The organism is Proteiniborus ethanoligenes (assembly GCF_900107485.1).
Classification (GTDB): Bacteria; Bacillota; Clostridia; order Tissierellales; family Proteiniboraceae; genus Proteiniborus; species Proteiniborus ethanoligenes.
Map to the genome: position 1 here is coordinate 1 of NZ_FNQE01000049.1, position 10,513 is coordinate 10,513.

The 10,513-nt window shown below is 31.1% G+C and carries 13 protein-coding genes and 1 rRNA gene; 8 read left to right on the forward strand and 6 right to left on the reverse strand.

Annotation, left to right across the window (positions count from 1 at the left end):
* Positions 1-204 precede the first annotated feature (204 nt).
* Positions 205-321 (forward strand): 5S ribosomal RNA (rrf, locus tag BLV37_RS14250).
* A gap of 4 nt (positions 322-325) precedes the next feature.
* Here the strand turns inward: rrf and BLV37_RS14255 are convergent.
* Complete coding sequence (locus BLV37_RS14255) at positions 326-1,543, reverse strand: polysaccharide deacetylase family protein (RefSeq protein WP_091732997.1); 1,218 nt, start codon at positions 1,541-1,543, stop codon at positions 326-328.
* Between the two features lie 282 nt (positions 1,544-1,825).
* On the opposite strand from BLV37_RS14255, the gene BLV37_RS14260 reads away from it, so the two are divergent.
* Genes BLV37_RS14260 through BLV37_RS14270 form a run of 3 tightly spaced genes read left to right on the forward strand, consistent with a single transcriptional unit; the run spans position 1,826 to position 4,764 of the window.
* Positions 1,826-2,896, forward strand: a complete 1,071-nt coding sequence (locus BLV37_RS14260; RefSeq protein ID WP_091732999.1) for a YkvI family membrane protein — start codon at positions 1,826-1,828, stop codon at positions 2,894-2,896.
* Between the two features lie 29 nt (positions 2,897-2,925).
* Positions 2,926-4,053, forward strand: a complete 1,128-nt coding sequence (locus BLV37_RS14265) for a DUF5711 family protein (protein ID WP_091733002.1) — start codon at positions 2,926-2,928, stop codon at positions 4,051-4,053.
* A gap of 21 nt (positions 4,054-4,074) precedes the next feature.
* A complete protein-coding gene (locus BLV37_RS14270) occupies positions 4,075-4,764 on the forward strand; it encodes a CvpA family protein (RefSeq protein ID WP_091733004.1) in 690 nt (229 codons plus the stop codon).
* Positions 4,765-4,835: 71 nt separating this feature from the next.
* On the opposite strand, the gene BLV37_RS14275 is transcribed toward BLV37_RS14270, so the two are convergent.
* The 4 genes from BLV37_RS14275 to BLV37_RS14290 are packed head-to-tail and all read right to left on the reverse strand — an operon-like array spanning position 4,836 to position 7,498.
* Positions 4,836-5,210 carry an SHOCT-like domain-containing protein gene (locus tag BLV37_RS14275; RefSeq protein ID WP_244270562.1) on the reverse strand — a complete coding sequence of 125 codons (375 nt, stop codon included), beginning with the start codon at positions 5,208-5,210 and terminating at the stop codon, positions 4,836-4,838.
* 18 nt (positions 5,211-5,228) lie between these two features.
* On the reverse strand, positions 5,229-6,695 hold the full coding sequence (locus BLV37_RS14280; RefSeq protein WP_091733006.1) for a DUF4097 family beta strand repeat-containing protein: 1,467 nt from the start codon (positions 6,693-6,695) through the stop codon (positions 5,229-5,231).
* Positions 6,696-6,714: 19 nt separating this feature from the next.
* Positions 6,715-7,080: a DUF2089 domain-containing protein gene (locus BLV37_RS14285; protein ID WP_091733009.1), complete on the reverse strand. Its 366-nt coding sequence runs from the start codon at positions 7,078-7,080 to the stop codon at positions 6,715-6,717.
* 13 nt (positions 7,081-7,093) lie between these two features.
* A complete protein-coding gene (locus BLV37_RS14290; protein ID WP_091733011.1) occupies positions 7,094-7,498 on the reverse strand; it encodes an SHOCT-like domain-containing protein in 405 nt (134 codons plus the stop codon).
* A 436-nt stretch (positions 7,499-7,934) separates the two neighbouring features.
* Between BLV37_RS14290 and yedF the strand changes: the two genes are divergently transcribed.
* From yedF to BLV37_RS14310, 4 genes are all read left to right on the forward strand, one after another.
* The gene (gene yedF, locus BLV37_RS14295; protein WP_091733014.1) at positions 7,935-8,537 is read left to right on the forward strand and encodes a sulfurtransferase-like selenium metabolism protein YedF; all 603 of its coding nucleotides are present in this window, start codon (positions 7,935-7,937) and stop codon (positions 8,535-8,537) included.
* A gap of 12 nt (positions 8,538-8,549) precedes the next feature.
* The gene (locus BLV37_RS14300; RefSeq protein WP_091733017.1) at positions 8,550-8,816 is read left to right on the forward strand and encodes a putative Se/S carrier protein; all 267 of its coding nucleotides are present in this window, start codon (positions 8,550-8,552) and stop codon (positions 8,814-8,816) included.
* 16 nt (positions 8,817-8,832) lie between these two features.
* A complete protein-coding gene (locus BLV37_RS14305; protein ID WP_244270563.1) occupies positions 8,833-9,708 on the forward strand; it encodes a mechanosensitive ion channel family protein in 876 nt (291 codons plus the stop codon).
* 87 nt (positions 9,709-9,795) lie between these two features.
* A complete protein-coding gene (locus BLV37_RS14310; RefSeq protein WP_091733019.1) occupies positions 9,796-10,002 on the forward strand; it encodes a DUF951 domain-containing protein in 207 nt (68 codons plus the stop codon).
* Positions 10,003-10,021: 19 nt separating this feature from the next.
* Here BLV37_RS14310 and BLV37_RS14315 read toward each other — a convergent pair whose 3' ends face one another.
* Complete coding sequence (locus BLV37_RS14315; RefSeq protein WP_091733022.1) at positions 10,022-10,303, reverse strand: hypothetical protein; 282 nt, start codon at positions 10,301-10,303, stop codon at positions 10,022-10,024.
* Positions 10,304-10,513: the final 210 nt, after the last annotated feature.

Sequence of the window (10,513 nt, forward strand, 5' to 3'; positions counted from 1 at the left end):
AGAAAGAGAAAGAAAAGAAAGAATAATTCTCAATTTTCCATTCTCAATTCTCAATAAAGAAGCTCTTAATAGGTTAGGGCATCGCAGTTTCGCAACACAAATTTGTTCACTCCCATACGGTCGTGCAAATTTGGTGCTCATTGCGTTTGACCTACCAGCGATTCTTTCGGGAAAAGCATCCGAAACAATCGGGTTAGGGCATAATCCAGTGACAAAAGCGAAGGGGTCACACCTGTTCCCATACCGAACACAGAAGTTAAGCCCTTCAGCGCTGATGGTACTTGGTGGGAGACCGCCTGGGAGAGTAGGACGTCGCTGGATTTTTTTATTTTTTGAAATACATTTCTTCCATTTCCCTTTCAAGTCTTAGAAGCTTTCTAATTACATGGGGAGGCTTTCTGATTCGATCATTATTAATTATAACATCTACAGGCTCTATAATATGATCACTACTAACTTCAGTTATGTCATCTATTGTACTATTATTCTTTACAAAAGCTACATGTGGGGAGCTAGTAGTTAATATTTCAAAATTACAGCCTAAAAATTTAAGCTTTTCAATTATTGTTGGTAATGCCTTTAAGGTATTAGTTTTTGCAGATGTATCATGAAACAATACTACTGCATTATCATTTCTACTGATCCAAGTAAGTGTATTATTTATAATTTCTTCTACAGATGCAGGATGTACAGAAGCGTCACCACTGCTTGCATTCCAATCAAAATGAATATATCCTTGATTCTGGAGCCTATCCATTATTTCATTCATTATCTTTTTACCTTTTTCGGTTTTAGTCGCAGTATTATTTGATCCTCCGGGAAATCTTATTATTTTGGGACGTATTCCAGTTGATTCATATATTATATTCTCGTTTTTATATAAATCATCAAAAAAATTATCTGCATTTTTGTATATGTAATTGTAATTATGACTATAAGTATGATTGCCGATAGAATGTCCTTCCTCTGAAATTCTCTTAAGAGTTGCTTTACCTTCATCTGTTTTGGTACCTATTACAAAGAATGTAGCTTTTACTTCTTCTTTTTTCAATATATTTAATACTTTATCAGTTATAGGACTAGGGCCATCATCAAAAGTTAAATACACGGTCTTATGAGACCATGCGTTTTTCTTATTCAAAGTATGGATTATATTATGTACTGGTTTTGGAATAGCTTCAGTTTCGGTTTCAACAGGCTCTTCTTGTGAAGGCTCATTATCTCCAGCTGGAGAAGTAGTTTGATTTTCTCTCTCTAAATCATTTTCAGGAATAGGATCTAGGACTTCTGGATTTTCAAATTCAGTAGGATTTTCACTATCGTCCTGTTCATCAATATGTTCTTCATTTTTGTTTTCCTCATCTATTGGACTAGTATCAGGATTACCTGTAATACTACTATCTTCGATACTCAAGCTTTCATTTGGTTCATTATCCTGCATTGATATGATAAGAGAGCTAGATGCTAAGCTAGGAATCATATATTCATATGCAAAGCTAGACAAAATAATTATAGCTAAAATTAAAACTAGAACTTTTTTCATTGTTTATCCCCCTTGTAAACTGCATATATTGCTCTATATATTGATTATGCTATATTCATAATATAACAAATAGTAATATAATAGTATAACAAAATAGTAATATTTTGCGAATTGCCTCTTTTCTGATATTATTATGACTAGGCATGTTCATATATACCCAAAAATATGAAGATTGAAATAAATATTTTTACTTAGGGAGCTAAAATCACCTTCCTATTCGTTATAAAATAAGCCTAGTATTTCATAGTATTTATTAACTATGACTAGGAGGCTTGCGTATTTATGAAAAATTCGTGGAGAGATTTAACGAGCGTTTATATTGGAACCATAATAGGTGCAGGATTTGCTTCTGGGCAGGAGATCATACAATTTTTTGGAGTTTTTGGGTATAAGGGTATAATAGGGATAATATTTGCTTCATTGTTATTTTCCGTAGTAGGAACAATTGTATTATTGCAGGTATATAGAAATAAGCTTTTTTGTTATACTGAATATATAAATTTACTTTTAGGAAATAGGGCAGGTAGATTTTTTGAAATAATAGTTGTATCTTATCTATTTATTGGATACAGCATAATGCTTGCAGGAAGCGGAGCTATATTTTATGAACAATTTAACATGTCTATGAACGCTGGAATCTATATAATGACACTTTTATGCTTTCTAACTTTGGTGTTTAGTGTAAAGGGAATATCCTTTGTAAACAGATTAGTAGTACCACTTTTGATTATGGGGATTGTATTAGTAGGGTCAGTTGTAGTAATAAAGGAAGGATTTATATTTAGCAATTTTTATGGGGCTAATATAACTAAAACTGGTAATTGGTTAACATCGTCTATTCTTTATGTAAGTTACAATAGTATTTCTGGAATAGTTATGTTAGCATCTTTATTTCCTATTATAAATAACGAGAAACAGGCTATCAAAGGGGGAATAATGGGGGGAGTTGGACTTGGAATCATGGGCTTATTTATTCTGCTTTCTACCCTTATATTATATACAGATATATACAATATGGAAATACCTATGATAAAAGCCTCTGAGCTTTTAGGGAGCTGGGGACCGATTATGTATTCTACGATATTATGGCTTGCTATGTTTACGACTGCTATTGCTAGTGGCTTTGGCTGTATAAATAGAGTTTCTATGCTAGTGGGTGAAGGGAATTTTTTTATCTCAGCTGTATTTTGTGTATTTGCTGTTCCATTTGCTAAAATAGGTTTTTCTAGCTTAGTATCTACATTATATCCCTTGTTTGGCTATTTGGGACTTTTTATGCTAATATACATTATCCTAAATCAAATTGTTATTACTATAAATATAAATAGAAGGAATTTGTATAGAAAAAAGTGAATTATACTCTTTAGATAGGAGGGATTACTGTGATTGCAAAAGAAGAAAACACTAAAGGTAAAAAACTGATTTGGATAGTACTAACTATTATAATAATTGGTCTATTGTTCTTCAGTAAATCATTGAAGGATAAGGTACAAGACTTATTTAAACAAACAGAAAAATCCTTACAAATAGTTCAAAATACAAATGTTGTTTGGACAAGCAATGGAGAAACACAAGACTATGATGGAATTATAGTAAATTCTGATAATAAAAGCATTAATTCATATAACTTATTAGGCAATAAAATATGGTCAAAGGATATAGGATTGGATGCACCCTTAACTCATTTTGGGGAGAACACCATTTATCTAGTTGATAAAAGCAAGGGAAAAATAATCGCTTTAAATTCTGAAGGAGAAGAGAAATGGGGCTATGATGCTAGACAGTCTATAAATAAAGTTGTTGAAAAAAATGGATTTTTAATAATATATACAAAAGCAGGCGAACAAATAGATCAAATAAATGTTTTAGATGAAAAGGGAGCCTTAATGGCTAATACTATAGTAGACAAGGGAAGGCTTCTATCTAGTAATGTGTCAGCTGATAAAAAGAATTTTGTATTTACTACAATAGACTTATCAGAAAGCAAGGTTAAAACTAGCTTATTATTATATACCATAGAAGGAGAGCTGCTATGGAAGAAAGACTTTTTAGATTGGATTATCTATAATGCTGATTTCATAGACGATGATATGATTATTGTAAGTGACAATAAACTCATGAGCATAAATATGGAGGGAGAAACTCTGTGGAGTAAGGATATTAATAGATTAAAGGATGTTAAAATTGACCTAAGGCAAAAACAAATACATGTGCTCTATGAAAGGGATAAGACTTATATAGAGACATTGGGGACAAATGGAAAGACAAAAGATAAATTAGTATTAGATGAGAGCTATAACCATATATACATGAATAAAAAGGATATATTTTTAATAGGAGGACGTAAACTTATAGGAGTAAATGGAGATAAGATTTTTTTAAGATATATATGTGATGATGAAATAGAAAAAATAAGCTTTATAAAAGGAAATATTTTAATATTTACTAAAGAGAATTTTTTGGTTGGTAAGCTTTATAATAAAAAAGAAGAAACAAACATAGATGAATAAGACATTAAAGGAAGGTGCTGTATGAACTGGGTAGATATAAGTGTTATTATTATTCTGGCAATAAGCTCAATAACTGGATTCTATCAAGGATTTGTTCTATCTGTTTTTAATCTAGCAGGAGTCATATTATCTTATATTATAGCTAGATTGTATTATCCCTTAATAGCTCAGTTTATATTAAATAACCAGAATCTATACGAAAAAATAAGAGGCTTTGTTGATAGAGGAATCTATTCAATATTTGAAGATAAATTAAATACTTTTGAACCTTCACCAATGCTAGAGGGACTTAGGCTTCCCAAACCATTAATAGACAATATATCTAAAAGTCCTCAACTTAATACATACGCATCTGAGTTTTCTGATGCCATGCTAAACACAATGTCTGAGGCTTTAACTCGTATATTTATAGATGTAATAAGCTTAATAATCGCTTTTATCATCGTTAGAATAGGGATGATAGTAATTCTAAGATTTTTAAACATATTTACAGAGCTTCCATTGATAAAGCAATTTAACAAACTACTTGGTTTTAGCTTTGGGTTTATAAAAGGACTATTGATAATACTAATTATTTTTGCTATACTCACACCTATTATATCAATTTCACCTGAGGGGTTCTTATCTAAAGGAGTTTTTGAATCGAATATAGGATACTATTTATACCATAACAATATATTATTAAAGTATTTAAAGGATATTATTTTCTAACATATTTTGCTTTAATCTTATACTAAACTACCCCTGTCTCCTTGACAGGGGTAGTTTATGCATACTATATTTTATTCAACTACTATCTCTACTCTTTCACCGTCTCCACTTTCCACATCTACTATTTTGCCTTCTGCCCCACTTTTAATCATTTCAACTATTTCATTAAAGTCTATGCCGTTAAGGTCAGAATTTTTAAGCTCTGGAGAAACCTTTGTTGCAAACTTTAGGCCCACATCTATTAGTGCTATTGGAACATTTACATTCACCTTTGTATTATCCTCTGGGTCGAACACCTTTATCCTTAGCCATTTAGAAGACTTTGGCATAGGCAAATTTTCTTTTTCCTCTAATGCACTTAAAAGCTCTATTCCGTCTTTTGAGTTTATTTTCCCGTCCTCAATCATTTTTAGTATTTGCATTTTTTCTTCTCTTAAATTATTCAATTTAATGCCCCCTTTATTTTAGATTATTTTTATTGAACCGTTAGAGGTAGAAGCAATTATATGAATCTGATTTTGGATATTCTCACTATTTATGCTATGGGCTAATATTTTTTGCATTCCAGGGCTATGCTGTTTATTTATTTCATATACAAGGTCAGGTATTTGTACATCTAATCTACCCATAGAGGTTTGAGCATCAATGTCATAGGATTTGCTATTATCGTCTATAGATATTTCGATAGAGCTATTTGAAGTGTATGCTTCAAGTTTGCGTAGGCTTGATGTTTCTAAATCACTTATCTTAATACCAGAATTAGATGTCTTGGCAATTACATGCGACGTTACACAGTCTTCTAACCTAATTGATGCATTAGAGCTAGTAAGAGATATTATATTAGATTGAGTATCTGTAACTGAAATTCTACCGTTTCTTGTAGAAGCAACTAGATTTTCGCAGAAAGTATCGTCTACATTTATTGTAGCATTAGAGGTTTCCAACTCTACCTTGTTCGAATGTATATCGTTTATATCAATAGTCCCATTATTAGAGCTAGCTATTATTCTATCAGAATATATTTCTTGGATTCTTACAGAACCATTTGTTGTATCAAGTATAAGCTCCTTTGGAGAAAGCTCTCTTGCTTCTATTCTCCCATTAGTGGTTAATAGATATATTTTCTGAAATTTATTTGATGGAATATACACTTCTAGGCTTGTTCCTATTCCATTATTATATTTAGGCTTAAATAGTAATTTATTATCCTGCTCTACGAGCTCGTATACAGATTGATTTTTATCATATATGGATTTTTTAATAGAACATTTAGCGTTTATGCGTATCATTTCTTCTTCCCAAGAATGTAGTACTATTTTTCCATTTACACCTCGTATTTCTAGAAAAGTAGAGCTATTAAGAGATAAATCTTTATCAATAGTTTCGTTGATGGTTTCATAATTACCTAATAAAAGATTAAAGCCACCGTCGCCAACAAAGCCATCGACCATCTTCAATATTTTTTCTGCAAAAGAAGTGGCGCTTTCAGCTAGATCTTCTCCAACTTTACCCATTTTTTCACCGAAATTCTCTCCAAAGTTTCCCATCTTTTCTCCGAAGCTTTCTCCAAAGGTATCCATTTTTTTACCAAAGTTTTCTCCCCAGTTATCCATTTTATCACCAAAGCTGTCACCAAAACTTTCTAATTTTTCAGCTTTTTTTTCTAGTTTTTCTTCTAGCTTTTCCATTGTTGACTTTTTTGAAGATTTATCAAACTTTGTAGCTGTCCCTTCGTTACCTAAATTTTCTTGCTTCTCTTCATCTATACTATTATCTGCTATAAATTTATTTTGATTATATAATTCATCTTCTATTTCTAGCTCTTCTTCCATTTCTAGCTCCTCTAATGCTTTAAGCAATCTTGAGGCTTCCTCACTAGTAATTTTACCCTCTTGCAGCATTGTAAGCACCATTAATCTTTCCTCACTCACAGCATTCCCTCCTCTAACTCTATTCCTCTTTTAAAAGTTTAACTGCTTCCTCTGCAGTTATTTCACCTGCACTGAGTTTTGAAAGCACTTCTTTTTTATCTACTCTTGCTTCGTATTTAACACTATAACCCAAAGCTTCTATTACGTTTTCTAGCTTGCTTCTAACTGTTGGGTAAGAGATACCTAGCTCTTTCTCTATTTCTTTAATATTACCTCTGTTTTTAATAAATACCTCTACAAATGTTTTATGGTCTTCAGTTAGTCTACAAAATTTACATAAAGTGAAGTTTCCTTCTATAGTAGTATCACAGTGATTACAGTGAAGCCTTGTTACATTCATTTCATGGTTACATACAGGGCATCGTCCTAGTGCTTCTTTTTTCATAGTTTCACCTTCCTTATAGAATTGATATTTTAACTACATCATTTTCACTAATTACATCAACTAAGTCAAAGCTACCATGAGCTTTTATTACATCGAAGATTTCTTTAAGGTTTATTTCCTTTATGACTTTAAGTGCTTCTCTAGCCTTTGGATCTATATTTCTATTGTTTTTAATTGCTAGAGGGGCTATTATTATGCCGAGTTTTCCTAAAAAGCTAACTAACCCAAAAGGTATACCAGGTAGGTGTATTTTCTTATGGTCATCTCCATCGATTATGAGTATTTTTATTTTTCTTGCAGGCTTTATTTTGTCAAAATCATTTTTTATATCGATGTTCTTTATAAGCTTAAGGGCTTTTTCAGGACTAATTTCTCCGTTTTGAAGCTTATCTAGAATACCTTTTATTTCATCTTTCAAAATAAATACCTCCTTTTTTATAACGAATAAGAAAGTTCTACTACAATACTTTTATTTACTTAAATTGACCTAAATGAACATCAACAAAACTTATAACACATGTCATTGATGTAAAAATAGGGTATAATAAAAGCATACAAGATTTTAAGGCTTTTATTGAAAATAGATTAATATTATGATTTTTGTGTAATATTTTTCAAGTTATACTCTATTTGATTATATAATATAACCAATAATTAATAATGTCAATATCAATTTTAAAATTATTAATGTTTTAATTAAAATTATTAAATCTTATTTTATTAAAATTTAACTATAAAAAATATCTATAATAACAGCCTCCCTTATAGATAATAAATATATGTGTCCAAAAATAAAGAAAAACCGAGTATACTATAGTTATAAGCTGACAATTAAATGCTAGGAGGAATTTATAATGAGAAGAGAAGTTGATGCTAGGAATCAAACTTGTCCTAAGCCTGTTATTATGACTAAAAAAGAATTAGATGATATGATAGAAGGAACATTGACTACTATTGTAGATAATGAGGTTGCAAAGGAAAATGTTTCAAAATTGGCTAAGAGCTTAAATCTTGATTATAAAGTGGAAAAGGGAACTACCAATGAATATTATATTCATATTAGTAAGGGAGAAATAGCTAAAGAAAATGAAGAGACCGGAGTATGTGTTCCTAATACATTTAAAGATATGGTTATTTTGTTTGATAAGGATAAACTAGGAGAAGGCTCAGAAGAACTAGGAAGCATACTAATTAAGGGATATATATATACTCTTACAGAATCTATACCTTTTCCTTCTGCCTTATTATTTTTAAATAGTGGTGTAAACCTTACTGTTGAAGGCTCACCAGTATTAGAGGATTTAAAAAAGCTAGAGTCAGAGGGAGTAGAAATATTGTCATGTGGAACATGTCTTGACTTTTTTGGATTGAAAGAAAAGCTTGAAGTTGGAGAAATAACAAATATGTACACTATAGTTGAAAAGATGAAAAATTCTACAAGCACAATAACATTATAAGAGGATGGTAACATGAGAGAAGAAGTATATTATGTAATAGCTTTTGATTCAACTCATTATGCAATACAAGGAGAAAAAGAATTAAAAAACAAAGGCATAGATATTAAAATAATACCTACACCTAGAGAGATTACTGCTAGCTGTGGATTATCTATAAGATTTAAACCAGAAGCTTTAAATGATGTAAAAAATATTTTACAAGAAGCCTTACTTTCTATAAAAGGGATTTATGAAATAGTAAAAATGGGTACAGGTCGATCAGCAAACAAGATTAATTAAAAAAGGAGGTCGTATCTTGCAGGAGATCGCAAAAAGCGTATCTAGTCACTTTATAGGGACAAGTGGTGAGCTTAATATTTATGGGAAAATACTAAAGGTAGCCGTAATATTTGTTTTAATGAAAATAGCAATAAAAGTGTCATATTCCTTCATAGATAAATTTTTTAATAGGAGATACAGTACTAGGTTTAAGATTGAGGAAAGAAAATCAAATACTCTAGCAATAATATTAAAAAGCATAATTAAATATTTACTTTATTTCGTTGGAGTAGTGGCCATCCTAAAGGAGTTTGGGTTGCCTATAGAGTCTATTATAGCTACAGCTGGTATAGGCGGACTTGCAATTGGTTTTGGAGCACAAAGTTTAGTGAAGGATATTATAACAGGATTTTTTATTTTGTTTGAAGATCAATACTCAGTAGGAGATTATATAAAAACTGGAGGATTTGATGGCTTAGTTGAAGAAATAGGCATTCGAATAACTAAAATCCGAGCATTTTCAGGAGAGCTACATATAGTTCCTAATGGGAATATACAAACAGTAACCAATTTAAGCAGAGGCTCTATGAGAGCTTTAGTAAATGTAGAGATAGCTTATGAAGAAGACGTAGATAAAGCTCTCATTATTCTAAGTGAGCTTTCTAAGCAAATATCTATGGATAATGATAAGATTGTTGAGGGGCCTAATGTTCTAGGAGTGACCAACCTGGGGGAAACGGGGTTACAGCTTGGTGTTGTAGCAAAGACTAAGCCTATGGAGCAATGGTCGGTTGAAAGAGAAATGAGAAAAAGAATAAAACTAGAGTTTGATAAAGCTGGAATAGAGATTCCATACCCTAGAAGAGTCATTGTTGAGAAAGATAAAGTGAATAAAAGTTCACTAAATAGCTAAAATATAATATAATGTATTTACAAAAGAAGCTACTTCATATATGGTTTTCATAGGGAAGTAGCTTATATCGTGGTAGGGAGGAATATTATGATAGTAAAATACAATATAGGAGATGTTGTACAGCTAAAGAAGCCTCATCCCTGTGGAGAAAACAAATGGGAGATTATGAGAACTGGTGTCGATTTTAAACTAAAATGCTTAGGGTGTGAACGTCAAGTTTGGCTTGCTAGAAGAGAATTTGAAAGAAGAATGAAAAAAATCATAAGTAGTAAAGACTTAGAAATAGAAGAATAGCCCTTTTAAAAATTAAGGGCTATTCTTCTATTCTTTTAATCATTATATTTTCCGCAACATTATAGTTTAGAGATTCTTTTAAATTATCCATAAAAACTTGAAATAAATCATGGAACACATTTAGCTCCTCATCTGTACATTCTCTTTCTTTTTGAATTTCTTCTATAGCTTCCTTATAAGCACCATGATACATTTTAAAAGGAAACTCAAAGTCATCTATATTGGGAGGCAAAAAACCAGCTCTTAGGTTAGAATTTACTCTAAATTTTAAGACAAAGCTATGCAAAAGTTCTTTATTCACTACATATCACCTCGTATAATATGTTTAGACCCAGATTTTCAGGTGTCTAAGCATATTTATTTTTATTTAATTTTAATTACAATGTTTAATCGAGATATCCTAATGCTAAAATAGAATTAAGAATAGTTAGCGAAGGATAATTCTTCCTCACCTTGCAAAACCATTTGGTTATTGCTTAGAGAGCATGCTTCCTGACTTACTCGTCATATT

Excerpts from the sequence above, each read along its gene's own strand:
- BLV37_RS14255 (WP_091732997.1), bottom strand. The coding sequence starts at position 1,543 with ATGAAAAAAGTTCTAGTTTTAATTTTAGCTATAATTATTTTGTCTAGC.
- BLV37_RS14260 (WP_091732999.1), top strand. The coding sequence starts at position 1,826 with ATGAAAAATTCGTGGAGAGATTTAACGAGCGTTTATATTGGAACCATA.
- BLV37_RS14270 (WP_091733004.1), top strand. The coding sequence starts at position 4,075 with ATGAACTGGGTAGATATAAGTGTTATTATTATTCTGGCAATAAGCTCA.
- BLV37_RS14285 (WP_091733009.1), bottom strand. The coding sequence starts at position 7,080 with ATGAAAAAAGAAGCACTAGGACGATGCCCTGTATGTAACCATGAAATG.
- yedF (WP_091733014.1), top strand. The coding sequence starts at position 7,935 with ATGAGAAGAGAAGTTGATGCTAGGAATCAAACTTGTCCTAAGCCTGTT.
- BLV37_RS14300 (WP_091733017.1), top strand. The coding sequence starts at position 8,550 with ATGAGAGAAGAAGTATATTATGTAATAGCTTTTGATTCAACTCATTAT.
- BLV37_RS14310 (WP_091733019.1), top strand. The coding sequence starts at position 9,796 with ATGATAGTAAAATACAATATAGGAGATGTTGTACAGCTAAAGAAGCCT.